The following is a 25,097-nucleotide window of genomic DNA, read 5'->3' as shown; positions in this document are numbered from 1 at the left end:
GGTCTCAAGAGTGCTTTGGCAAGGACAAAGGCGCGTGGGATAAATTCAGCCTTTTCAATGAGTCTCAGAGGGAGCGCATGATTGATACCATTCGATACTGCGAATTGGGCCATGAAGACTAAGGTGAGAATGCAGCGCACAAAACCGCATCGCAGACACGGTTTGCTATTTTGCATCTCAGACCACCAGTAAGCGATCTTGTTCCGGGGGGATGAACTGTATGGCGTTGTCACGGGCGCTCCCGTGCATTAGCGTCCAGCACCATGGTCATCCGGCGATATTCACTTGTTCTATTGGTTGGCGTTCTGGTCATCCTGACCGGCATTGGCGGTGTTGCGCACGCGCTGTCGAAGGGCTGCGTGGGCCTTCACTGTGAGCACCATACGCAACCTTCCGAACACTCTGCATTGGCAACGAGCGAAGACGTCTCGGCTTCAGGTCATCATCATGATCCGGAGAGTTCCGAAACCGGAGAGTGCAATCCCTTTATCTGCCAAGCCGTTGCATTGCCGTTCCAAGTCAGTGAAGATACCAAGGGTCGGCGTGATACTGACCCGGAGCTCCATGCTGGAACCCAAGTCAAGCTGAGTGAACCGGGCGCAATCTACAGGCCCCCTGACCTTTGAAGCAGCGCAATTCCCTGCGGATGTACGCGACCAGCACGTGCGGCTGTTCGCGATGTGCCGCAGCGTTACCAGCTTCCAAAATGTCAGGACCAATCCATGAATAAAAGTCACTTTCTAATCGGCGCATGCACTGTCGCTGCGGTCGCCGCTTTCATAACTCTTCGCCCCGGCGGAATCGAAGAAGCCACACCGCATGAAACACGCATAGGCGACGCCATGGTCGCAATTCGGATGCCGACCATCGAAGGCAATGCCGCAATCGGCCAGCGTGTTTTTGAGGTCTCCTGCGCGTCATGCCACGGCGCCAACGCGGTCGGTGTAGAGGGTGCGGGGCCGCCCCTGATCCACAAAATATACGAACCCAGTCACCATGCGGATGAAGCCTTTCAGAGGGCGGTTTCACAAGGTGTAAGAAGCCACCATTGGCAATTTGGCGACATGCCGCCCGTGGAGGGGCTGACACGAGGTGACGTTGCCATGGTGATCGCCTACATTCGCGAAATCCAGCGTGCCAACGGAATAAACTGAGGGTAACCCAATGAAGAAGATCATGACAATTGCGCTTATGGTTGCGCTTGCCAACGGCGCACTGGCGCATTCCAAGGTCGAAGAAACAACCCCTGCCAACGGCTCCAGGATAACGGATGTGCCTGCTGAAATTGGCCTCAACTTCTCAAAAAACATCCGGCTGACACGGATAGAGATGGCCCATGAAGAACACTCGGCAGTAAGCTTGGATTTGGGTGACCAGACAATTTTTGGTCAGGCGTTCACGATCCCACTGCCGAGCAATGGAACGGGCACCTATGTCATCGAATGGCGCGGTTTGGGTGAAGACGGCCATGCGATGCAGGGCGCGTTTTCCTTTACCGTGGATTGAGCATGCCAGACATCTGGGCGATTGGCGCGATCCTTGCAAAGCTGGTGCTCTACATCGGCTTTGCGGGCTCCGCCGGGCTTGTGATTGTTGGATGCCTCTATTCCGGCCTTGTCGCGCCGGTGAACCTTGCGATGACGCGCCATGCCAGGGCCTTGGCATGGCTTGCTCTTGTCGCGACAGCAGTTGGCTTCTTGCTTCGTGGGGCCGCCTTGACAGGCGGGGTTGACGGCATGGTCGATCCGAAGATGCTTGGCCTGCTGTGGCAGACATCCGTGGGCGACGCACTTGTTTATCGCCTTTCTGGCGCATCGTTGATCCTTGTGGGGCTGTCCGTTCCTCGCTTTGGTCAGTGGATCGCGCTGTTGGGTGGCACGATCGCTCTGTGGTCGTTTGCGCAGATCGGGCACGTGCCGGAACTGGAGAGCTTTGGTATCCAGCTCCTGCTCCTGCTGCACCTGTTGTGTGTAGCTTTCTGGGTGGGCATCTTCAGCCCGCTGCGGAATCTGGCCCTTGCTCCTGAACACCTGAAGGATGCTGCTGAACTCGGTCATGTCTTTGGGCAAGCTGCCACTTGGCTTGTGCCGGCGTTGATCGTGGCGGGCCTTTGGATGGCCTGGTTGCTTGTCGGCAATCTCCAAGAGCTGCTGTTCACTGGCTACGGGCAGGCGTTGTTGCTCAAAGTGTTTTTTGTGGCGCTGCTGTTGTTTCTTGCCGCCGCAAACAAGCTCCGATTTGTTCCGGCCATGCAAGGTGGAGAGGTCAAGGCAGCGCAACGCCTCGCCCGCTCCATCCAGGTTGAGGCATTGATGGTGTTGGTGGTGCTGGCAACAACGGCAACACTCACGAGTGTTCTGGCGCTTCCGAATTCGGGCCATTAGAGCGGGCCAGACACCGGTGCGCGCGCAGTGTGCAGCAACGGCAGCGGCGGTGCACGATCCGATGCGAACAAGGAAGACAATCCCACTCAGGGCCCGCCGACCCTTGCCGCGGGGCCTAGCCATTGGGCTTTGGCAAACAGGGTTCAAACAGTGCCACCTGCCCGCCGGTCAACCGTAAGAAATCAAGCTTGCTCACCGCCTGTCTTTCGAACCATCAACACGCGACCTGCCGAACTCACTGGGGTCTGAACCCTGCAGCTGCCCCTCAGAACCTTAATGAAAGACAGGACATGCCACCATCAAGCTTTGCACAATCGGTATTGTCAATTTCAACGACCTCATAGCCTTCGCGGTCCAGCATCTCTGCGGTGCGCGGAAACCCAGCGGCCATCAGCACCAGATTGTTGAACCTAATCGCGTTTGCCGCCGCCTCCTCGCCGTCAGCTACATGCAGCACCCGGTAGCCTTCAAAACAGCCCGAAGCGTCCAATCGCCGGGTCGCAAGGATCGTCTCGGCATCCATCAGCGAACAATCCGTTTTGAAGTGCAAAACGCCCTCGGGTGTGAACACTTCCCGCAGTTTGTGACCCCATTCCGAGGTGATTTTCGCCAGTTCCTCAACACCTTCCGCGTCAGTGCGGTCTGACCGGCCCACAAGAATTTCGCGGCCGGTTACAAGGATGTCTCCACCCTCGATATGGCCGGGACCATTGATCTGTGTGACCGTTTCATAGCAGGTCCGCAGTGCCGGGGCGATCTCGGCCACTTCCCCCATCCGCGAAGGCGCGCCCGGCCGCATCAGCACAGCACCCTGCGGCAGGCACAGGGCCGTATCTTCCACAAACTGCGCGTCAGGGAACGCATCCAGGGGATCAAGCTCGATCACCTCGGCCCCGGTGCTTTTCAGTGCTGCCACGTATGCCCCATGCGCGGCCGTCATCCCATCGAAATCCGGGTTTCCGATATCTTCTGCGCGCAATCCGTCAGCGATGGTCGGTGCCGGGCGCCGGGTGATGGCGCGGGAAAACTCAAAAGTTGGGTCTGACATGCTTCAATCTCTCTGAGGTTCGAATTTTCGGGCGGTGACTTCGATCATCGCGGGCCCGCCCATGGACGCCGTTTCGCGTAACGCTTGCGCGATGGACTGGGGCTTTTCGGGAACCCTGATGTGTGGAATGCCAAAGGATCTGGCCGTTGCTGCAAAATCGGGGGGTGTGGGGTCACATCCAATGACCGTCACGCCTGCATCCTGCATCGATGTGGCGATTTCCCGGTACCCGTGATTGTTCCAGATCACGAACGTGACCGGCAGGTTTTCGTCTACTGCGGCCATTGCTTCCGGCATAGAAAACTGCGCCCCGCCATCACCGACGATGCATATTACCCGCGCCGTTGGATCGGCAATCGACGCACCGATGGCTGCGGGTATGCCATAACCAAGCGCACCATAGCCCGTTGCCGCATTGAACCAGCCGCCAGCCCGGTCGTGGTCATAGTAAAGATTGCCAGCATAAATTGGCTGGGTGGAATCCCCGACCATCAGAGCATCCGGAGACGCCGAGCGCATCGCATTCAGTATCTCCACCTGTTTGCGATAATCCGGACCAATCTCCTGCCAGGCCGCATCGCGCGTTTTTCTGGCACGGTCCGCACCGTCGCTTTGCCGTGCCCTCTGCGGCAGGGCCTTACACAGCGCTGGCACAACCAAGCCTACGTCACCTTGAATGGCAATCGCTGCATCATGCCGCGAAAGCTGATCGCTGCACCGATCAACCCGTATCAGGTTTGGCAGTTTCGCAAACTGGCCGGTGGCATACATGTCATAATCAGTTGGCCCCAGCTCGGTTCCCAAGGCCAGAACGCAATCGGCGCTTTCCAGCAATGCGCGCACCGCGTTCAGGCTGGGGCTGGCCGGAACGGTCAGGGCATGTCCGTGCATCAAGCCGCGCGCGTTGACGGTTTGCACAACAGGGGCACCCAGAGCTTCGGCCAGTGCTTGCAATCCCGCCTCGGCACGTTTCGCGCCGCCGCCCGCCAGAATGACGACTTTCTTTGCCTCAGTCAGTTGCCCTGCGGCCTGTCTAATCAATGCCGGGCTGACCGGAGGATCAGGGTCAGGCGTCTCGACTGCTGTTTCCTGATAGTACGCCGCTGCGACATCCAACGGAACCTCGATATGCGCCGGCCCGCAGCGACCATTGCTGAGGCCGTGAAAAACGCGGTCCAAAACCGGGGCCAGAGCGCTGGGGCCGGTGACCTGTTCGGACACCAACGCAACCGTTTTCGCCAGCCCGATTTGGTCCGGCAATTCGTGCAGATGCCCCAAGCCCTTGCCAAGCGATCCGGTTTTGTTGACGCCGGACACCACCAGCATCGGTATTGAATCGGCCCGCGCCTGCGCCATCGGCGTCAGCGTATTGGTCAATCCGGGGCCGGTGATCACAAAGGCAACACCCGGTTTACCCGACACACGGGCATAGCCATCGGCCATGAAACCCGCCCCCTGTTCGTGTCTGGGCGTCACATGTCGTATGCCTGAAGCGGCAAGCCCTCGGTACAGTTCCACCGTGTGAACGCCCGGAATTCCGAAGACGCAGGTCACATCCCGCTGGCGCAGCCCGGCAACCAGAGCTTCGCCAATTGTCATACCGCTCATGCGACCTCGCGTGATTTGCTGTTGGCGTGATCGATGATACGGGAAACCGCAGTACCAAAATCCGTGTCATTGATCGTCAAAGCGACCCGCACCCAGTCCTTCAGGCTGTCACCAAAGGCGGATCCCGGCATGACGGCCACCCCGGCCTGGAGCAGATCCCAGGCATAGGCTTCGCCATCCAGCCCGGTGGCAGAGACATTGATGAGTGCGAACATTCCCGCTTCGGGCCGGTGAACAATCAGATCCGTTTCAGCTTCAAGACGATCGGCCAACAGGGTGGCGCGGCCAGAAAAGCGGGCGGCCATCCCGGGGGCAACCTCGGACCCGTCACGGATCGCTTTTTCGGTCATGTCCGCGATAAACGGCTGATTGCCAAAAAGCATGGTTTCGGAATAGGGCAGCAGCGCTTCGCAGAACGCGGCGGGCCCGACACACCAGCCACTGCGGAACCCCGGAGCGGCATGAGACTTCGAGATGGATGATACGCCAATGACACGTTCCGCCAGTTCCGGATCTGCCAATGGTGAAACAAATCGTGCACCGTCAAAGATCAGTTCTTCATAGACCTCGTCCGAGATGATCCACAAATCACGCGCAATCGCCAGCTGCCCGATCTCGGCAATGTCCGCGGCGGTCAGGATCGCGCCAGTCGGGTTATGCGGTGTTGTCAGAAGAATGGCGCGGCTGCGCGGAGTGATGCGGGCCGCGATATCTGCGGCCTGCATGCGAAACCCTTTCTCGGGCCGCAGCGGTACGGGTACCATCTCGGCCCCGGATGCACGAATGACACCTTCATAGGTCGCGTACATCGGGTCGCCGACCAGAACTTCGTCGCCCGCCTCGGCGACCCCGGCCATGGCTGCGAAAAGGGCGGTTTGCGTGCCGGGAAAGCACAGAAAATTCCCGGGCTCGAAAGCCCGCCCGCGAGAGGCAGAATAGCGCGCAGCCAGAGCGTCAAGCAGCCCTGCTTCACCGCGCCCGTTGGAGTACCCTGTCCGCTGCGCCCGCAATGATGCAACGGTGGCTTCGACCAGCACGTCCGGCACCGGAACGTCCGGTTCTCCTATCGTCATTTCGACGATGTCCGCTCCGGCCTTGATAAGGTCGCGGGCTTTCAGATGTACGCCCCATTTGGCGCCACCCAAGCCCGCCAACCGTTCTGTCACCGATGTGGTCTTCATGACTGCTCCACCCCTTTGGTCAATGGAATCCCGACGATGGCGCTGACGGAATCCAAACCGATCCGCGCCAGCTGGCCTTCGGAAAACGCATCCGGAAGCGCGCCCCCTTCCAGCCACAGGCCGTCGATCACCGCGTTGCAGGCGATGGCCAGTTGCATTGCCTCTGACGCGTCAACCGAACGCCCGGCTTCCTGCAATGCCGCGACGATCAGCTTCTCGAGGTGATCCCGGAAATAGTCATAGGTTCGCTGGTGAATGCGCTGCATTTTCGGGTCATGCTGCACCTTGTTCAGGAAACCCGCCCACAACGCCACGGCGCTTGGATCGACGATCGGCTGTCGCAGTGACGCGTCGACGAAGTTGGTCAACTGAGAAACCGCGCTTCCGGTTCCTGATGACGCCGCTGTCTGGTCCGTCAGCGTATTCATGTGGTGCTCATATGCCGCCTGAACCAGTTCGTCCTTGGATGAGAAATAGTGCCGGATCAAACCTTGGGTCACATTCGCACGGGCTGCGATCTCGCGCACCGTGGCACCCCGAACGCCCATCTCGGCGATCAGGTCCAAAGTCGCCAGAATCAGCGCCTCGCGGCGAACCTCGGCAGACTCACGTTTGAATTTGCGGCTTTCGTCCTGCACGTCAGTGTCATCCATGGCACGGAGTTATTATACACTTGCATAATTGCGAGATTCGGGGCTTACTGCAAGCTGAAATCAGAAGATTCTTGGATATGGACACAGCCAAAGCAGTTTCACCCGCACCCGAAACAACCACGCCCGACGAAGCGATCAAGGTTGAGGATCTGCACAAATCCTTTGGCACGCTGGAGGTTTTGAAAGGCGTATCCCTGACCGCAAACAAGGGGGATGTTGTTGCCATTATCGGGGGGTCAGGCTCTGGAAAATCCACCATGCTGCGCTGCATCAACTTTCTGGAAACGCCGAGTTCCGGAAAGATAACCATCGGCGGGGAACCCGTTGAAATGCACACCGATGGCAGCCCCTCCAACCGCCGCCAGATCGAACGTATCCGCACGCGTCTGGCCATGGTTTTCCAGCAGTTCAATCTGTGGACACACCGCACGCTTCTGGAAAACGTGATCGAAGTGCCAGTGCATGTGCTCAGGGTGCCAAAGGCCCAGGCGATCGCACGGGCGCATGAATTGCTGACGCGGGTGGGCCTTGGCGACAAGGCTGACACCTATCCGGCCTATCTTTCGGGTGGTCAGCAACAGCGCGCCGCCATTGCCCGGGCGCTTGCGGTCGATCCTTCGGTGATGCTTTTCGATGAACCGACGTCGGCGCTTGATCCCGAGCTTGTTGGCGAAGTTCTGACCGTGATCCGCGATCTTGCCGCCGAAGGGCGCACAATGCTGCTTGTCACCCATGAAATGAAATTCGCACGCGAAGTCGCAGACCACGTTGTCTATCTCTTCGAGGGCCGCATCGAAGAGCAGGGCCCACCTGCCGAGGTCTTCGGAAACCCAAAATCAGAGCGCCTGAAGCAGTTCCTCAGCTCGGTCGCCTGAATCGGAATAACAAAACAAATAAACCAAAAGGGAGTATCAAAATGAACGTCAAGAAACTGCTCGCGTCCGGCCTTGCCGCCGCTGTCCTTTCGGCTGGTATCGCCAGTGCAGAAGAGGTCAAGATCGGCATCGCAGCCGAACCTTACCCGCCATTCGCGTCGCTGGACAGTTCAGGCAATTGGGTCGGCTGGGAGATCGATGTTATCAATGCGGTCTGCGCTGCTGCGGAACTTGACTGTGTCATCACGCCGGTCGCCTGGGATGGTATCATCCCGTCGCTGACCGGACAGCAGATCGACGCCATCATGGCGTCTATGTCGATCACCGAAGAGCGGCTGAAAACCATTGATTTCAGCGATCCTTACTACAACACACCTGCCGTCATCGTCGCGGACAAATCGATGGATATCGAAGCGACCCCCGAGTCGCTGGCCGGTAAGGTTGTCGGCGTTCAGGCGTCGACCATCCACCAGGCTTATGCGCAGGAATATTTCAAGGATTCCGAACTGAAGGTTTATCAAACTCAGGATGAGGCCAACCAGGACCTGTTCGCAGGTCGTATTGACGCCACTCAGGCCGACAGTATCGCCATGGCGGACTTCGTGAACTCGGATGCCGGGGTATGCTGTGAAATCAAAGGCGCCGTCGCAGATGATCCGGCCATCCTGGGCCGGGGTGTTGGTGCGGGTGTTCGCAAGGGCGACGATGACCTGCTTGCAGCGCTGAACAAGGGCATCGCGGCAATTCTTGCCGATGGAACGCACGAGAAGATCACTTCGAACTATTTCTCGGCCAGCATCTACTAAGCGGCTGCCGTGACCGGACTGTTGGAATCGCTTGGATTGGCGCAGAGCGCAGAGCTTCTGTCGCTGTCGCCACCGGGTTGGGGGGGCAATCTGCTGCGCGGATTGTCCCACTCATTGCAGATCGCTTTTGGTGCATATGCGCTCGGCCTCGTGATCGGATTGTTCGGAGCCTATGGCAAGCTTTATGGCGGGAAGGTCACGCGCGATCTTCTTGCCATCTACACGACCGTGATCCGGGCCGTGCCGGAACTGGTCCTGATCCTGATCCTGTATTACGTGGGATCTGACATCATCAACAAAATCTCTGCTGCAATGGGTGGAGGTCGGGTCGAGGTCAATGGCGTCGCTGCGGGCATTTGGGTTCTGGGCGTTGTACAGGGCGCATATGCAACCGAGATCCTGCGCGGAGCCATACAGGCGGTTCCACCCGGACAGATCGAGGCCGCCAAATCCTACGGGATGCCCGCCTTCATGACCATGCGCCGCGTGACGATCCCCGCTATGATGAGCTTTGCCGTACCCGGCCTGGCCAACTTGTGGCTGATCGCCACCAAGGACACCGCCCTGCTCGCGGTCGTGGGATTCAACGAACTGACACTGGAAACCCGGCAGGCCGCCAGCAGCACACGCGCCTATTTCACCTTCTTTCTGGCGGCGGGTTTTCTCTATCTCATGGTCACCCTGTTTTCGGGCGCCATCTTCGCGCGGATCGAAAAATGGGCGCGTCGCGGTCAACCTTCTCTGAAAGGAGGTGGCAGATGATCGATCTCAGGTCTTTGATGCAACCCCATCGCATCGTGATGATGCTGATCTTTGCCGGGATCGTAATCTGGTGTGCCATGTCTTTGCGATGGGACTGGTTGCCAAAATACGCCCCGCTTGCCTTGCAGGGAATCTGGACCACGCTCTGGCTGCTTGTTGTCACCGTCGTTCTCGGATTTCTGCTGGCCGTACCACTCGGGTTGGCCCAGGCCGTTGGACCCTGGTACCTTGCGGCCCCCGCCAAGGCGTTTTGCACCATCATTCGGGGCACACCCCTGCTTTTGCAGCTTTGGTTGCTGTATTATGGCCTCGGCTCATTGTTCCCTCAATTCCCCTGGATACGATCGTCCGAGCTTTGGCCGTATCTGCGTCAGGCCTGGCCTTATGCGGTGCTGGCACTAACGCTTTCTTATGCCGGCTACGAAGGTGAGGTAATGCGCGGAGCCTTCAAAGGCGTCGCCAAAGGTCAGCTGGAGGCGGCAAGGGCGTTTGGCATGCCCAGGCTGACAATGTTCCGCCGCATCTGGCTACCGCAGGCAATCCGCAACGTTCTGCCAACCCTGGGCGGTGAAACCATCCTCCAGTTGAAGGCGACGCCCTTGGTCGCCACGATTACGGTGGTTGATATCTATGCCGTGTCATCGCGGGTGCGGTCCGACACGTTCATCATCTACGAGCCGCTCATCCTGCTGGCCGTATTCTACATTCTCGTTGCCGGTATTATTGCCCTGATGTTCCACTGGCTGGAAGTGAAGGTGCTGGGAACCGGAAGCCGAAATGGGCCAGCCGGATAGTACAAGCCGGAAGTAAAGCGAGACCCACTGCCCAACTCCGGGCACAGATTTCGTCGGCGCGTTTGCAGATCGATCGAAACCATGGGCACACGATCAAACGGTTGCCCGAAATGATTTGGGGAAGGTTCGGCTTGCAGGCCCCTGCGGCGAAGGCACTGGCAGCCCAGGGGCAGAGCCTGACTTTCTTATCCATTGCACAACGACCTGGAACACCGCGGCGCAATCTTCTGGTCGGCGCAGTGGCGGATGTCGCGAAGCATTGCAAACTTGCCCCTCGTCCTTTGGGGCGCGTTGCATGAGGCGCGCATTCAGCGCAGGCCCGACAGAACCTAATGCCGCAAACCCGCATTCGGGTTTGAGCCGACGATCATCATTTTTTGGGGTGAAACACCTTTGATCGCGCGAATGGGCAGTATCTGCCCTGAACGCGGGTCATGGTGAGCCACGAACTGGTGATACCCATCGGGTCTGTTTGCCAATCAGAACAACGCTCAGATCGCCAGATACTCCTCACGAAGACTGGTGTCCTCAAGCACTTCTTTTGCCGTTCCGTCGAACACGATGGTACCGGTGTCAAGAATGATCGCGCGGTCCGCCAACTCCAAAGCGCGCACGGCGTTCTGTTCAACGATGATCGTGGTCATACCCTGCTGCTTGACATGTATGAGGGTTTTTTCGATTTCGTCGACGATAACAGGCGCCAAACCTTCATACGGCTCATCCAAAAGCAGTACCTTGATGTCCCTGGCAAGCGCTCTGGCGATTGACAGCATCTGCTGTTCGCCACCCGACAATGTAATCCCTTCCTGCTTCCTGCGCTCACCGAGACGCGGAAACAGCTCGTAAAGCCGTTCAAGGGACCATCCGATCGGAGGAGCAATCTGTGCAAGTTGCAGATTTTCTTCGACTGTCAAGCCGGGAATAATGCGCCTGTCTTCCGGTACAAGGCCAAGGCCAGCCGCTGCTGCTTCATAGCTTGTCATGTTGTGCAGCGGTTTGTGGTCCAACCAGATTTCGCCATGTCTTACTTCGGGTTCTGCGACCCTTGCAATCGAGCGCAGTGTCGAGGTTTTGCCCGCACCGTTTCGCCCAAGAAGAGCAAGAATCTCGCCTTCATGCACATTGAAGCTGACACCCTGCACGATATAGCTTTCTCCGTAATAGGAGTGCATATCCCAAACGGAAAGAAACGCAGGGGCGGTGCTGGCCAGATTGGCGTTTTTCGAAAAGTCAGGTTTCTCGTTCATAGCGTTTCCTTACGCAGCCTCGCCCAGATAGGCTTCGCGAACCTTTGGGTTTCCGCGGATGTTTTCAGGAGTATCTTCAACCAGGGGTGTCCCCTGGGCCAGAACAGTGATGCGTTCGGCAAGGCTGAAGACAACATGCATGTCATGCTCGATGATCGCGATGGTGATGTCGCGTTCTTCCTTGATCTGTTTCAGCAGGTCGATCGTGTTGTTGGTATCCGCCCTCGCCATCCCCGCCGTCGGTTCGTCCAGCAGCAACAGCCTCGGATTCTGGCTGAGGCACATGCCAATCTCGAGCCGGCGCTTGTCGCCGCGCGACAGCGAGGCCGCATGCATCTCACGCTTGTCGGCCATGTTCATCTCTTCCAGCATGGCTTCGGCCTGTTCAACAACAGCTTTTTCGTTGGCGATGGTCTCGTATGCATGCATCCGGAACGCGCCATCCCGCATGGCGAAGATCGGAATCAACATGTTCTCCATCACCGTCAATTCACCAAAAATCTCTGGTGTTTGAAACACGCGGCTTATGCCCATCTGGTTGATCTGGAAGGGTTCAAGCCCCAAGACCGATGCGTTGTCGAACAATACGGACCCGGTATCTGGCATGAGCTTGCCGACCAGACAATTCAGCAAGGTCGACTTGCCCGCACCATTGGGCCCGATGATTGCGTGAACCGAATTCTCCTCGACGCTGAGACTCACATCCGTGAGCGCCTTGAGGCCGCCGAAGCGCTTGCTGACGTCTTTGACTCTTAGAATTGCCATGGCTCGCCCCTTATTCCGCCGGTTCCGTTTTGCCCGACGTCGCGTCGTCGGATTTTGATTTCTTGCGCTTGAGCCGGTTCAGCAAACGCTGACCACCTTCGACAAGACCACCCGGCAAGTAGATAACGACAAGCATGAAAAGAATGCCCAGCGTCAGATGCCATCCCTTGCCGATGAACGGATGGATCAAGAAAACCACAGCGTCCTCCAGCCCGTCAGGCAGGAATGCAAACCAGCTGTGCAACACGTTGTCGTTGATCTTCGAGAAAATATTTTCGAAGTACTTGATGAAGCCTGCACCCAGCACCGGCCCGATCAGTGTGCCGGTGCCGCCCAGGATCGTCATCAGAACGACCTCGCCCGATGCGGTCCACTGCATGCGTTCGGCACCTGCCAGCGGGTCCATTGCGGCCATCAGCCCACCAGCCAGGCCGGCATACATGCCCGAGATGACAAAAGCTGCCAGCGTGTACGGTTTCGAGTTCAGGCCAGTGTAGTTCATCCGCTGCTGGTTTGATTTGACGGCCCGCAGCATCATCCCGAAAGGTGAACGAAAAATTCGGATGGACAGATAGAATACCACCATCATGATCACCGCACACAGATAGTATCCCGCGTTGAAATCAAAACTCCATGCGCCCACGTCCAGCGTGTAGGTTGCGCGCATCGGCAACCCGAACAGATGCGGCAGGTCCGGCGAGTTCGCCCCTTGCAGAATCTGTGGATCATCCGCGTAAACCTGCAATCCCGTTTCCCCGTTCGTCAAGTTGAACTTGGGGTTGGACAACACCGAGTAAGCCAACGCAAAGCTCATCTGGGCGAAGGCCAGCGTGAGGATCGAAAAATAGATGCCCGACCGGCGCAGGCTGACAAATCCGATCAGCAATGAGAATACCCCGGCGACCACAACGCTGAGTGCGATGGCCGGGATGATGTTGTAACTCAGCAGCTTAAACATCCATACGGCGGAATAGGATCCAACGCCCAGAAAGGCCGCGTGTCCGAATGACAGGTATCCGGTAAGGCCGAACAGGATGTTGAAGCCGATGGCAAAGATGCCGAAAATCACAAAACGCTGCATCAGATCCGGATAGCCCGCGTTGAACTGCGCCATGGCGCTGCCTTCCGGGAACGGATTCAGGATGAAGGGTGCCAGCATCGTCAGGATGCCGACGATGATCAGCAGGCTGGTATCTTTTTTGTTCAGTCCCAACATCGATTATTCCTCCATCACGCCTTTGCGTCCCATCAAACCGCGCGGGCGTGTGAGCAGCACAATAATGGCAACAAGGTAGATGATGATTTGGTTGATGCCCGGGATCGTCGTTGTGGCCCAGGTCGTAGAGGCGAAGCTTTCGAGAATGCCCAGCAGAAAGCCAGCCAGCACCGCGCCGGGAAGAGAACCCATGCCACCAACGACAACCACAACGAAGCTGAGGACCAGAAAATCCATCCCCATGTGATAGTTTGGTGGGTTGAGCGGCCCGTACATGACGCCCGCCAAACCGGCCACCGCGGCAGCGATACCGAACATGATCGTAAAACGCCGGTCGATATTGATCCCCAGCAAACCCACAGTTTCGCGATCCGCCATGCCGGCGCGCACAACCATGCCGAAGGTGGTGAATTGCAGGAATGAGAAGACGGCACCGATAATGGCAACCGCAAAGCCAAAATAGACCAGGCGCCAGATCGGGTAGATGATCGCGTTGGGATCAAACCCGATCATCGTGCCGAGGTCGATAGAGCCACTCAGCGCGTCGGGCGGCGGCGTCTGAATGGGGTTGGCACCGAAGAAGTACTTTACGATTTCCTGCAACACGATCGCCAGGCCGAACGTGACAAGGATCTGGTCCGCGTGGGGGCGCTTGTAGAAATGCTTGATAAGCCCGCGTTCCATCACATAGCCAACCGCCAGCATGATCGGGATCGCAAACAGGATTGCCAATGGAACGGACCAGTCGATGATCGTCGCACCAAACTCCGGGCCGAACCATGCCTCGACATAAGGGGTTTCCACTTTCAGCGGGTTGCCAAGAAAGTCGGTTTGGCTCTCGTCGATGGTTACAAAGCTCAGGTTCATGAGCTTTTGCAAAGTGACGGCACAGAACGCACCGATCATGAACAGGGCCCCATGGGCAAAGTTCACAACGCCGAGCGTCCCAAAAATAAGCGTCAGCCCTAGCGCAATCAGCGCATAAGCCGACCCTTTGTCCAGACCGTTCAGAATTTGCAATAGGATGGCGTCCATTGGCCCACCTCAGGGTTGGTCAGTGTGAATTGAGTGGCACAACAGGATCAACCCTGCTGTAGATGTCTGGCCACCATTTTGGCAGCCAGACTTTGATACGCGGTCTTATGCGCCCGGGTTACACTCACCCAGTGCGCCACCGGCAAACATCGGATGCTCCGGATCGTATTCGACCTGCGCGCGTGGGGTGATCTCGACGATCTCCAGCGTGTCATAGGCGTTGGTCGGGTTCATGTTGCCACGCACGACCAGCACGTCTTTGAAGCACTGGTGGTCATCGGCGCGGTACAGGGTCGGACCGTTACCCAGCCCGTCGAACTCGAAGCCTTCCAGGGCCTCGACGACGCCGCATGGGTTGAAGGTGCCGGCGCGCTCGCACGCATCCGCGTACAGCAGAACCTGAGCATAGCAGGTCTGGGCCGAGTTGGACGGCGGCTTGCCGTATTTCTCGCCGAAGGATTTCACGAAGGCTTTTGTGCCTTCATCCTGCAACTGCCAGTTCCAGTTCATTGAACCCAGCACGCCCTTGATGTTCTCGCCCGCACCGGCGGCCATCAGCTCCGAATACAGCGGCACGACGATCTTGAAGTCCTTGCCGTTGGCAACTTTGTCGAGCAGGCCGAACTGAATCGCGTTGGTCAGCGAATTCACCATATTGCCGCCATAGTGGTTCAGAACCAGAACATCCGCGCCCGAGTTCAGAACCGGAGTGATGTAGGACGAGAAGTCTGTTGACGCGAGCGGCGTTTTGACGGTGTTGACCGTTTCCCATCCCAGGGCTTCGGTCGAGGCGACGATCGACTCTTCCTGGGTCCAGCCCCAGTTGTAGTCCGCCGTCAGGTGATAGGCGCGGCGGTCGTTGCCCATCTCGGCCGCCAGCACCGGCGCAAGCGCAGCGCCCGACATGTAGGCGTTGAAGAAATGGCGGAAACCATTGGCCTTCTTGTCCTTGCCGGTCGTGTCGTTGGCGTGGGTCAGACCCGCCATAAAGATCACACCCGCTTCTTGACACAGGCCCTGAACCGCAACGGCCACGCCCGAGGACGACCCGCCGTTGATCATGATCGCACCGTCTTTTTCGATCATCGACTTTGCGGACGCACGTGCGGCGTCTGACTTGGTCTGGGTGTCACCTGTGACGAACTCGACCTTCTTGCCGAGGATGCCATTGCCCTTCAGCGCCTTCGACGTGAAGGTGTTCAGGCAACCGCCGTCACCCTCTCCGTTCAGGTGTTCCACCGCCAGCTGTTGCGCCAGCAGCTCGTCATTGCCCTCTTCCGCATACGGCCCGGTCTGGGGAACATTGAAGCCCAGGGTCACGGACCCTCCGGTTGGTTCGTTGGTGTAAGCGGCCGCCGACGAAGCCGTGAAGATCGTAGGCAGGGCCAGACCGGTGCCTGCAACGGCACCAGACTTCAACACGCCGCGGCGTGTGACAGATTTATTGGTCATTAATTCCTCCCATTTCCCTTTCTCTCGTCGTCTGGCTCCTCTTCCAGCAGACGAAAGCGCACTTATGTGCATTTCAATAATGGAAAGGCGGTGGAAAATTTCACAACAAATTACTGGATTTGAAACAAAATTTTGTAAACGTCTTGACGAAAACCAAGATCGTTTGAAAAACTTTTTTGTTTGATTTAATTTAAATACATATTTTTCATATATTTAAATGTAAATATCAATGACACGGTTGTCAGGGATGACACCAATATTCGTTCTCTGCGGCACCAAAAGCCGATTTGCAATACAAAGCCAGCATTTTCAACACACTGAATGGAAACAAGCTCTTCGCTCATCTGACGGTCCAGTTTGATTGTTGGCGCATGATCGTCCACGAGTCCGCCGGTATGATCATATCCTGCACGCGTGGGCGACATCCCAGTACGCTGAGCGGTCTTTCGTGTTCCGGTGTTTCGTCCATTCCACGATCAGGATCCGTTTGCCTAAGGCACCACCCTAATTTCGGATGCTGACGTCCGCTGTGACTTGTCAAGCCGGTGCGGGGCGCGACAGACCATTGGTCAGGGAACCAATACCGCTGCCCCTTGCAATCGTCCGGCGCTCAGATCCGCGAGGGCTGTGTTGGCGTCCTTCAGTGAATATCTTTGGGTCCGTGTCTGGATGCCAGCGGCTTGGGCCATTGCAAAAAACGCCTCACCATCCTGGCGCGTCAGGTTTGCGACAGACAGGATTTGGCGTTCCCCCCAAAGATCGCTGTAGGGAAAGGACGGAATGTCGCTCATGTGAATTCCGCCGCAAACCACGCGGCCGCCCTTGCGGACAGCTTGCAGCGCTTTGGGCACAAGGGCCCCGACAGGTGCGAATATGATTGCAGCATCCAGTTCCACCGGTGGTCGCTCGTCAGACCCACCAGACCAAACCGCACCAAGATCACGCGCAAACTCCTGTGCCTCGATATCGCCGGGCCGGGTCAGCGCATATACATTCCGGCCCTGCCAGACGGCCAGTTGTGCAAGGATATGCGCGGCAGCTCCGAAGCCATAAAAGCCGATTTCCTTGGCATCCTGGGCCATTCGCAGACAGCGAAACCCGATAAGCCCGGCACATAACAACGGCGCCAGTGCAACCGGATCGGCAACCTCTGGCAGGGCAAAAACATACCGTGCATCCGCAAGGCAGGCTTCGGCAAATCCTCCGTTTCGCGTGTATCCCGTGAACACCGGCGCGTCACACAGGTTTTCCTGTGCGCGATGGCAATACGGACATTTCCCACATGTGGATCCAAGCCATGGCACACCCACGCGCTGACCGGCATCCAGCCCTGTAACGGCATCCCCCTTTCGCACGATCCGCCCAACGATTTCGTGGCCCGGAACCAGTGGAAGTTCAGGATGTTCGAGGTCACCATCGACGATGTGAAGATCCGTTCGGCAAACACCACAAGCCTCGATCTGGATTTCGATGTCATGAGGGCCCGGCGTCGGAAGTTCGATGTCTTCCAGTCTCAGCGCGCGGCCGGGCTCGTTCAAAACCATTGCGCGTGTCATGGTCCAACTCTCCAGATACATCCGCCCGAAATCATCTGTGTATTGCCTCTTTTCGTTGCAAATTGCGGGCTTGGCCTTCGACTAACCCGCAAATGTGGCACAGGGTTTCGACGACCTGCACGATAACACACCTGCGCCGCAGCAAGGCTTGATCCATCGCAAAGTCCCAGATCCAACCGAGCGACCAAAATCTCAACTTCACCTGAAGGGCTTGCGCAGGATGTCCAAAGGAGATCGACCGGGCACTGACGGGTCTGACCTTCGCCGCCGGTTTCAGGCCTGAAGAATGTAGCTGCCCGGCGCTTTGGGCAGGTTTTCAGCCCCCCTTCGCTTTCCGCCCATCGGCGGCGGCGCGGTTTCGCCCGATGAACGGTCTTTGATCCAATCCACCATCGCAGGCCACCAGGAACCTTGCTTTACTTCGGCCGACTCGAACCACTCATCCGGCGAGGTATACAGCGCGTCCGCCGGCCTGTGGCCCAACCGATAGTGGCGGTGCTTGTGCCCCGGCTCGCTCAGGATGCCGCCATTGTGACCACCGTTGGTCAGCACGAAGGTGAGGTCTCCGTCGGTAAACAGCCGAATTTTGTACACTGATCGCCACGGGGCAATATGGTCGGACTCCGTTCCGACCACAAACATGGGTACGCGTATATCCTTGAGCGCAACGACCCGACCTTCGACAGAAAAGCGCCCAGCGCTCAGCCGGTTTTCCAGGAACAGACCGCGCAAATATTCGGAATGCATTCGCGCCGGCATCCGGGTCGTGTCATTGTTCCAGACGGTCAGCTCCGTAGGCAGGTCGTCTTCACCCAGAAAATAGCGACGGACAGCCCGGGCATAGATCAGATCCTCGGCGCGGATTGTCGTAAAAGTTCGCGTCATCTGAGGGCGGTCAAGATAGCCCTGCAACCACATCAGGTCTTCTACAAAAGCGACCTGGCTGTCATCGATAAACAGCAAAAGCTCACCGGCTTCGGCAAAATCAACCTGCGCCGCCATCAGCGTAACGCTTGCAAGCCTGTCATCGCCATCGCGTTGCATCACCGCGGCAGCAACCGCCAGAAGTGTGCCGCCAAGGCAATACCCATTGGCGTGGATCTTTTGGCCCGGAACGATTTTCTCGATGGCCTCGATCGCGGCCATGACACCGTTCAGGCGATAATCCTCGAGGCTGAGATCAGCCTGATCAGCGGTGGGGTTGACCCAGGAAATCATGAACACGGTAAAGCCCTGCTCGACCAGATGCCGCACCATGGAGTTTTCCGGGGACAGATCGAGCACATAATATTTCATGATCCATGCAGGCACGAAAAGGATCGGTTCCGCCTGCACGCGCTTGGTGCTTGGTGTGTATTGAATCAGCTCGAACAGCGCGTTGCGATAAACAACCCTGCCGGGGGTCGCGGCAATGTCTTTACCGATTTCATAACCCTCAGGGGCAGGTTCGTGCTGTTGCGTTATGGTATGGGCAACATCCTCAAGAAAGTGAGCGGCGCCCTCTATCAAATTGCGACCGCCGGTCTGAAAGGTGCGATTGATGATTTCCGGGTTTGACCACGGGAAGTTCGAAGGAGAGACAAGATCAAGTGCCTGACGAACCTGAAATTGCCCGCGTTCGGCGTCGCGGGGGGCGATGCCGGGCATTTCGTCCGTTGCGGCCTGCCACCAATCCTGTGCGCTCAGAAAAGCCTGCTGCCAAAGGGAAAACGGCGCCTTTTGCCAGCCGGGCGCATTAAAACGGTGATCCTGCTTACATGGCTGAAAAGGCGGAGTGGCCTTCGCGCCGGTCGCCATCTCGCTGGCATAGACCCAGAGTTTGGCCGCATCGCGTGCCGCGCGTTCTGTCAGTTCAAGCTGGCGGCCGGGGGAACGACCCAGGTGCAGGGCCCAATCGATCCAGGTGGCCATTATCGAATGCGGGGAAACACCGGCGGTGGCACGGGCAAGGGCCGCGCGCGTTGCGCGGTCAAGTTTCTCATAGGGGTGTGGCGGGGCATTCTCGTCGGTATCTGCCGCACAAACCCCGACCTCGGCAGACAGCCTGTCAGGTGAGAGTTCGGTCATCTGGGTTCTCCGATCCGGGCAGAGTGCTAAAATGCTGCAAACCTAATTCCATCTGCCCACCAGGCCCCGGACCGACCAGTCAACCGCCCATTTTGATTGGACGTACTTGATTGCAGCGCCGGACCTGGCGAGGCTTCCTGAAATGGCAGCGAGCGCTTGGGAAGCCGTGTTGCCAGGTACCGTTCGCTATATTGGCAACATAAAGAACTCTTCCAATACAATCTTGCCATCCTCAACTGAATAAATGGCAATTTCGCTAAGGTTCATTCGTTGTCCGGTGTCTTTCTGCACGACCTCGGCATTGAAACGCACCCCAAAGCGATTGGGCGGATGAACAAAAGGGCCATCTGCCGTAAGCGTTTGGATTTCATGCGTTTTCAGCCAATCTTCCCGCTTTGCCTTGATGGCGTCGCGACCCTTTGTAATCCGAAATTGCCGCACCGGAGGCACAACCGCCTCTATGGACTGAGCGTTTTCCGCGTACATCTCGTCAACACTTGCCAAGCCATTGCGATCACGCATCGCCTGAACAAATGTCCGCCCAATTTCGACCAGTCTTTCCATGCAAGACCTCCTGATACATTGGTGACTGTATCTCGGCGGCCCGCGTTCAACCTTGACAAAGATCAAAATGAGACGGCCCTGCAAAGATTGGCCACCGGACTTGCTTAGGAACAGGCAGAACAGCGCCTTGTGAATTTGGGCGCAGCAAGTCGCCGCCAATCGTTGGGCGAGAGGAAACCAGTGGCGGACCGAGGAGTCTTCGAATAAATATCATAATTTTATGTTTTTATAAGATTTTTAATAATCTGAATCTAAGAGTACCACATAAAATACCGCAGCATCTCGAATAAACATGTCACCGCTGGCAAGGCGGTTTCCATGAATCCAGAACAACGGTACCAGCTAAGAAGCGCAATACCGATTAAAAACAACAGCATTCTTTGAACCGCCCTGCTCAAATAATGCCACTGCTGGATGGGTTCGCCTGATTGGCGGGTTATTCCAAGCAGCAAGATTACCCCCAACCTTTTGTTCACACCGGGGCGACAACATTAACCGAACGTGAACAATGTATTCTCTGAGTGTTCAAAGTGTTTAGCTCATACTACTCCCCGCAGGGCTATCTAAAAAAAGCCCGTCTTTGTCGAAGGGGAAAAGAATGATCAAGTCTGCCATTGGGGTTGAGCCTTGTGTTCCTGCAACTATGCAGTCCTCAAATGTCGCCGTTCACGGCGCGCGTTCCAACGCCGAAAATTCGAGCACCAATCGCTTCCCTCCTATCGAGAATGCACTAACTGACATCATTAACAACAAGCGACTGGATGAGACAAACAAGGACGCCTGAAACGACGATTACAAGCCATCACGCTTCCAGGTTACGGCGACCAAATCAGGATACTGCAAAGCCCGCTCCGTATCGGAGCGGGTCTATTATTGAGAAACCTCAATGCGTTCACGACGCTAAAAGCGTATCTCCATCCATCTAGTCAGGTGGTGTCGACACGACGCCGGGCCGGCCATGCTCGTGGTAAAGACATGGTCGACCCGGCCACCATCGGCTTGCAGAATAACAAGCCAATACTGTTAGCCATCTAACCCAAGCAGTGATTTTACTGCCGCCTCAACCTCGTCTGTAACGGGCTTGTTTGCCGCGTTTTCCAGTGCTTCGCGTTCAGTCAGCCCTTGATCTTCAACAGCCTCAGTCAAGTCCTCGACCTCAGCAACCGCTTCTTCATATTCGACAGCATCCTGTTTCTCGGTTTCCAAACTTTCAGCCGTGTCGATGGCGTCCTGTAGATCGTTGTTTGCTTCCTCAAGCGCTGCCTCGATGTCTGGGTCGGTGCCACCAGCGTCTTCCAGCGCCTCTTCAAGTTCGGTCACACGATCCTGCTTTTCCTGAACATCAGTTTGTGCCGCTTCAAGATCCTGTTCGATTTCAGAAACAGAACGATCTGGCGGCGTCATCCCGTCCAGAAGATCCTGCTGCTCCTCCAGCGCCGCCCGCAGATCATCGCCAGCCAATACCGTTTCACGATAAGTAGCAATTCGGCCGACTCGTGAGTTGGGTGCGGCGTTCAGTAGGGCCGTCTCACTCGCATTTGCTGCGTTCAACGCGCCCAACTCTGACGGATGAGCCCCAAGTAACGAAGCCATTTTGTGTCCTGTCGGACGCTTTTCCGGGCGCACTGAACTGGTGACCGTAGGCGATGACGTGATTGTTCGCGCGGTTTTCGTTGCTTTGGATTTGGGTTTATTGGCCTTGGACTTCCTGCCACCAAATATCTCTTTCAAAGAGAATTTTTTCCCTTTTGAAGATTGGGATCGCGATCCTGAGATTCCAGTTGCTTTGTTACTTGTCTTGCCAGTTGCAGACTTTCCTGCATTTTTGGATGCGCCCTTTCCTAAACCTTTGCCACTACTGTTTCCGGCTCCGTCATTTCCGCTACCATGGCCATTTCCGTTCCCACCGCCATTACCGCCAGAGTTCCCTCCGCCGTGACCGCCACCGTTACCGCCTCCGTTGCCGCCACCGTTGCCGCCGCTGTTTCCTCCGCCGTTGCCGCCGCCTTTTCCGTTGCCGCCTTTCGCGTAGGCAGAATCAGGAAAGGCGACCGCCCCAACGAGCGCGGCGGAACTCATCAGGGCGATGGCAACAGCTGAGGTTTTCAACAATCCGGTCATTGTGTTTTTCATGGCGTTTCTCGTTGTTCAATTTTGAGTTTCTGTCGTCAGCGCTATTACAAACTTGATTCCGACAGGCCGTATGTCCTTGCCGGGTTCTTGTCCTAGTTTTTGTCATCTAACCCCATTGATGTTGAACCCACGGGAAACTGGTCGTTCATCAACGGTTCATGTAACCTTCGTTAGGTTGATCGGGCGTCAGTGCCGTAAAAAGTACCGAAGATGAAAAAGCTTTTGATCCTTGCCTGCCTTTTCGCGGTTCTCCAGCCCGGAGAAAGCGATGCGGCTGCCCGCGAACTGAAGCAGGCGGAGTTACGCAAGGCGACAAGTTCGGGACAAGCCATTCGGCTTAAAAAGGTTATCAAGGGTGTAGAGCGAGTTTTTGGCGGCACCCCAGTTAATGCGCGTGCCTTTCAGACAGATGAAGTCTATTATCGAATTCTGGTCAAAAAGCCGAATGGAAAGATAATCAGCGTTATCGTCAATGCAAAAACTGGTGTTGTTGTACCCAATCGGTCAAGTGTTGGGCGGCAGGTAACTGAAGCTGCCAAGACAGCGCCAGGCAATCCTGCTGCTGCATCGCAAGGGAAGTCGGCGAACAATGGCATCAATGGAAACCGTGGCGGCAACGGTAACAGCGGTGGTAACGGTGGCGGAAACTCCGGCGGTAACGGCGGGGGAAACAGCGGCGGCAACGGTGGCGGAAACTCCGGCGGTAATGGCGGGGGAAACAGCGGCGGCAACGGTGGTGGAAACTCCGGCGGCAATGGCGGGGGAAACAGCGGCGGCAACGGTGGTGGAAACTCCGGCGGCAATGGCGGGGGAAACAGCGGCGGAAAAAGATGATGTTTAAACTTCGAGACACGCGCATATAGTGCTGGTGCATGAGAGTTTTGCTTGCAGAAGATGAACCGCACCTCTGCGATCAGATCAAAAAGCTGTTGAATGCCGAAGGTCGCGTAGTGGATGTGGTAAACAACGGTCTCGACGCGTTACATCTGGGCGCGACCGAACCGTACGACGTGATCATTCTGGATATCGGCCTGCCGGAACGGGACGGTATCTCGGTGCTGCGCGAGTGGCGTGGTTCGGGCGTGCAAACTCCGGTTCTGATACTCACCGCCCGCGATGGCTGGAGTGAGCGTGTCGATGGGCTTGATGCCGGTGCGGACGACTACATGACCAAACCGTTCCACATGCCAGAACTGGCGGCCCGGGTCCGCGCCATTTTGCGGCGGCAAAGTGGCCAGTTGAACCCGGTGATCGAGATGGGTAACGTCGTTCTGGATACGCGCAACGGGCGCGTGACGGTTGATGGCGTTCCGATCGATCTAACGGCTCAGGAAATCGCTGTGTTTACCTATCTGGCCCTCAATGCCGGGCGCATGATTTCAAGAACCGAGCTTTCTGAACATATCTATGAATACGACGGCGACAGGGATTCCAATACCATTGCAGTCTTCATAACCCGTCTGCGCAAAAAACTTGGCTCCGACTTGATTACAACGGTACGGGGCCGCGGATATATGATTGACTCTGCCTGATGTTGTCACTGCGTCAACGGGCATTGTTAGGAGGCTTTGCATCCGGAGCCGTGTCTGTTGGATTAGGTACACTTGCCGTCTTTTCTTACATCAACAACCGCGTATCAGATCGCTTCGACACTGCTTTGTTGGACCGCCACACACAGCTTGTAGTGGGATTGAGCGTCACCACCCAAAGCCCCGATTCACTCCGGGATCTGATGTTCGATCCGGCTTACAGTTCTCCATACTCTGGTAGATACTGGCAAGTTAGCAACGACGAAGGAGAAATCTTTACGTCTGCGTCACTGTTTGACGAAGTTATCGCCGAGCCTTCCGGCAACCCAGATACGCCAACACTGTGGACTACGAATGGCCCCGAAGGTGAGGTCCTGCGCAGTGCCTTTCAAAAAATCACGTACGAAGACGGCTCTGTCTGGGGCGTAAGTGTCGCCGAAAGTCGGGTTCAACTTGCCGCCGAACGCCGTGCCGCACAACAAAGCCTATTGCCCGTATTTGCCCTTGTCGGTCTGATAGGGGTGGCCGGATCTCTTCTATTGATGACTATCATACTTGGGCCTTTAAGAAGATTGCGTTCCGATGTCGCGCATCGCTGGGATCAGGATGAAGATCTCAGACCAGCTGATTATCCGGAAGAGGTCGCTCCACTGGTTGAAGACCTGAACAAACTTCTGCGTCGGAATCGTGAGATCGTGTCAGGATCTCGCCGTCAGGCAGCCGACTTGGCCCACGCTTTGAAAACTCCTGCCACAATTTTGCGGAACGAACTGGAAACGCTTTCCGGTGCAGGAGTTGCAACGGGCACCGCGCGGGAGGCGTTGGACCGGATCGATGCTCAATTGAGCCGATCTCTCGCCAGATTGAGAGCCTTGCATACCGCGGACTTAACCCATTCGAGAACGGATTTGACAAACGCTATCGACAGGCTGGAACGGCTGTTTGCAACAATAGCGGATCGCGAAGGCAAATCTCTGCAGATCGTGCGTGACCCCGGTCTCTGGGTACGCATGGATGCACAAGATATTGAAGAGGTGTTGGGCAACTTGCTGGACAACGCAGTCAAGTGGTGCCGGAAAAGTGTACGCTTGACGGCCAAGCGCAACCCCGGTTGCATCGAAATCAGCATCGAAGACGACGGCCCCGGGATTCCGGAAGACGCCCGCCGCGATGCACTTCGGTCCGGCGGTCGTTTGGACACATCGGTCACCGGCAGCGGGCTAGGACTGACAATAGCAGTCGATTTGCTGAAAGCTTATGACACCCATCTGATTTTGGGCGCTTCCAGTACCCTCGGTGGTCTCGAATGTCGGGTCGAGATCTCGAGCTAGGGTCAGGACCCATTGATTTCAGCGGGGTTGCGTGACTCACGGTTCGAAAAACGGGCGGTGAACATGTCTGATCTGTTTTGGCTGACCGACG

Annotated in this window: 24 protein-coding genes; 11 read left to right on the top strand and 13 right to left on the bottom strand. The window is 56.8% G+C overall.

The window, feature by feature from the left end:
• Positions 1-722: 722 nt before the first annotated feature.
• From GS605_RS00120 to GS605_RS00110, 3 genes are all read left to right on the top strand, one after another.
• Entirely contained in the window at positions 723-1,154 is a 432-nt protein-coding gene (locus tag GS605_RS00120) for a cytochrome c (RefSeq protein ID WP_171634577.1), read from the top strand.
• Between the two features lie 61 nt (positions 1,155-1,215).
• Entirely contained in the window at positions 1,216-1,506 is a 291-nt protein-coding gene (locus tag GS605_RS00115; RefSeq protein ID WP_371807733.1) for a copper resistance protein CopC, read from the top strand.
• A 44-nt stretch (positions 1,507-1,550) separates the two neighbouring features.
• Complete coding sequence (locus GS605_RS00110) at positions 1,551-2,384, top strand: copper resistance D family protein (RefSeq protein WP_371807715.1); 834 nt, start codon at positions 1,551-1,553, stop codon at positions 2,382-2,384.
• A gap of 265 nt (positions 2,385-2,649) precedes the next feature.
• Here GS605_RS00110 and GS605_RS00105 read toward each other — a convergent pair whose 3' ends face one another.
• From GS605_RS00105 to GS605_RS00090, 4 genes are read right to left on the bottom strand one after another with little or no spacing between them, the layout of a single operon-like run.
• On the bottom strand, positions 2,650-3,432 hold the full coding sequence (locus tag GS605_RS00105) for a dimethylarginine dimethylaminohydrolase family protein (RefSeq protein WP_171722713.1): 783 nt from the start codon (positions 3,430-3,432) through the stop codon (positions 2,650-2,652).
• Positions 3,433-3,435: 3 nt separating this feature from the next.
• Positions 3,436-5,040 (bottom strand): 5-guanidino-2-oxopentanoate decarboxylase, encoded by a 1,605-nt coding sequence (locus GS605_RS00100; RefSeq protein WP_171722712.1) that lies wholly within the window; start codon positions 5,038-5,040, stop codon positions 3,436-3,438.
• Positions 5,037-6,221: a pyridoxal phosphate-dependent aminotransferase gene (locus GS605_RS00095; protein WP_171722711.1), complete on the bottom strand. Its 1,185-nt coding sequence runs from the start codon at positions 6,219-6,221 to the stop codon at positions 5,037-5,039. Before GS605_RS00095 ends, GS605_RS00100 begins: the two co-directional genes overlap by 4 nt.
• The gene (locus GS605_RS00090; RefSeq protein ID WP_216598219.1) at positions 6,218-6,874 is read right to left on the bottom strand and encodes a TetR/AcrR family transcriptional regulator; all 657 of its coding nucleotides are present in this window, start codon (positions 6,872-6,874) and stop codon (positions 6,218-6,220) included. The genes GS605_RS00095 and GS605_RS00090 overlap by 4 nt, the downstream gene beginning before the upstream one ends.
• 77 nt (positions 6,875-6,951) lie before the next feature.
• Between GS605_RS00090 and GS605_RS00085 the strand changes: the two genes are divergently transcribed.
• Genes GS605_RS00085 through GS605_RS00070 form a run of 4 tightly spaced genes read left to right on the top strand, consistent with a single transcriptional unit; the run spans position 6,952 to position 10,111 of the window.
• Entirely contained in the window at positions 6,952-7,749 is a 798-nt protein-coding gene (locus tag GS605_RS00085) for an ABC transporter ATP-binding protein (protein WP_171634592.1), read from the top strand.
• Between the two features lie 41 nt (positions 7,750-7,790).
• Positions 7,791-8,555, top strand: a complete 765-nt coding sequence (locus GS605_RS00080; RefSeq protein ID WP_171722710.1) for a transporter substrate-binding domain-containing protein — start codon at positions 7,791-7,793, stop codon at positions 8,553-8,555.
• Between the two features lie 9 nt (positions 8,556-8,564).
• A complete protein-coding gene (locus tag GS605_RS00075) occupies positions 8,565-9,317 on the top strand; it encodes an ABC transporter permease (protein WP_152459071.1) in 753 nt (250 codons plus the stop codon).
• Complete coding sequence (locus GS605_RS00070) at positions 9,314-10,111, top strand: ABC transporter permease (protein ID WP_171634597.1); 798 nt, start codon at positions 9,314-9,316, stop codon at positions 10,109-10,111. The genes GS605_RS00075 and GS605_RS00070 overlap by 4 nt, the downstream gene beginning before the upstream one ends.
• A 491-nt stretch (positions 10,112-10,602) precedes the next feature.
• On the opposite strand, the gene GS605_RS00065 is transcribed toward GS605_RS00070, so the two are convergent.
• From GS605_RS00065 to GS605_RS00030, 8 genes are all read right to left on the bottom strand, one after another.
• Positions 10,603-11,358 carry an ABC transporter ATP-binding protein gene (locus GS605_RS00065; RefSeq protein WP_171634599.1) on the bottom strand — a complete coding sequence of 252 codons (756 nt, stop codon included), beginning with the start codon at positions 11,356-11,358 and terminating at the stop codon, positions 10,603-10,605.
• A 9-nt stretch (positions 11,359-11,367) separates the two neighbouring features.
• Positions 11,368-12,123, bottom strand: a complete 756-nt coding sequence (locus tag GS605_RS00060; RefSeq protein WP_171722709.1) for an ABC transporter ATP-binding protein — start codon at positions 12,121-12,123, stop codon at positions 11,368-11,370.
• Positions 12,124-12,133: 10 nt separating this feature from the next.
• Positions 12,134-13,339, bottom strand: coding sequence for a branched-chain amino acid ABC transporter permease (locus GS605_RS00055; RefSeq protein ID WP_171118889.1), 1,206 nt, complete (start codon positions 13,337-13,339; stop codon positions 12,134-12,136).
• A gap of 3 nt (positions 13,340-13,342) precedes the next feature.
• Positions 13,343-14,374 (bottom strand): branched-chain amino acid ABC transporter permease, encoded by a 1,032-nt coding sequence (locus GS605_RS00050; RefSeq protein WP_171118891.1) that lies wholly within the window; start codon positions 14,372-14,374, stop codon positions 13,343-13,345.
• Between the two features lie 105 nt (positions 14,375-14,479).
• Entirely contained in the window at positions 14,480-15,826 is a 1,347-nt protein-coding gene (locus GS605_RS00045) for a substrate-binding protein (RefSeq protein WP_171634601.1), read from the bottom strand.
• Positions 15,827-16,395: 569 nt separating this feature from the next.
• Positions 16,396-17,382 (bottom strand): zinc-binding alcohol dehydrogenase family protein, encoded by a 987-nt coding sequence (locus GS605_RS00040; RefSeq protein WP_171722708.1) that lies wholly within the window; start codon positions 17,380-17,382, stop codon positions 16,396-16,398.
• A gap of 273 nt (positions 17,383-17,655) precedes the next feature.
• Positions 17,656-19,449: an alpha/beta hydrolase gene (locus tag GS605_RS00035; protein WP_171722707.1), complete on the bottom strand. Its 1,794-nt coding sequence runs from the start codon at positions 19,447-19,449 to the stop codon at positions 17,656-17,658.
• Between the two features lie 186 nt (positions 19,450-19,635).
• Entirely contained in the window at positions 19,636-20,013 is a 378-nt protein-coding gene (locus tag GS605_RS00030; RefSeq protein WP_171722706.1) for a nuclear transport factor 2 family protein, read from the bottom strand.
• A gap of 598 nt (positions 20,014-20,611) precedes the next feature.
• Between GS605_RS00030 and GS605_RS00025 the strand changes: the two genes are divergently transcribed.
• The gene (locus GS605_RS00025) at positions 20,612-20,797 is read left to right on the top strand and encodes a hypothetical protein (protein WP_171634610.1); all 186 of its coding nucleotides are present in this window, start codon (positions 20,612-20,614) and stop codon (positions 20,795-20,797) included.
• 239 nt (positions 20,798-21,036) lie between these two features.
• Here GS605_RS00025 and GS605_RS00020 read toward each other — a convergent pair whose 3' ends face one another.
• Complete coding sequence (locus GS605_RS00020) at positions 21,037-22,146, bottom strand: hypothetical protein (RefSeq protein WP_171722703.1); 1,110 nt, start codon at positions 22,144-22,146, stop codon at positions 21,037-21,039.
• Positions 22,147-22,356: 210 nt separating this feature from the next.
• Between GS605_RS00020 and GS605_RS00015 the strand changes: the two genes are divergently transcribed.
• The 3 genes from GS605_RS00015 to GS605_RS00005 are packed head-to-tail and all read left to right on the top strand — an operon-like array spanning position 22,357 to position 25,006.
• Positions 22,357-22,980 (top strand): hypothetical protein, encoded by a 624-nt coding sequence (locus GS605_RS00015; protein ID WP_171722705.1) that lies wholly within the window; start codon positions 22,357-22,359, stop codon positions 22,978-22,980.
• A 38-nt stretch (positions 22,981-23,018) separates the two neighbouring features.
• Positions 23,019-23,678, top strand: a complete 660-nt coding sequence (locus GS605_RS00010) for a response regulator transcription factor (protein WP_171634612.1) — start codon at positions 23,019-23,021, stop codon at positions 23,676-23,678.
• Complete coding sequence (locus tag GS605_RS00005) at positions 23,678-25,006, top strand: sensor histidine kinase (RefSeq protein ID WP_171634614.1); 1,329 nt, start codon at positions 23,678-23,680, stop codon at positions 25,004-25,006. Before GS605_RS00010 ends, GS605_RS00005 begins: the two co-directional genes overlap by 1 nt.
• The last annotated feature ends 91 nt before the right edge of the window (positions 25,007-25,097 follow it).

It is taken from the genome of Ruegeria sp. HKCCD7559, from assembly GCF_013110575.1.
In the GTDB taxonomy this organism is placed as follows: domain Bacteria; phylum Pseudomonadota; class Alphaproteobacteria; order Rhodobacterales; family Rhodobacteraceae; genus Ruegeria.
The sequence above is the reverse complement of the archived record's forward strand: the minus strand, read 5'-3'. Positions and strand labels throughout refer to the sequence as shown.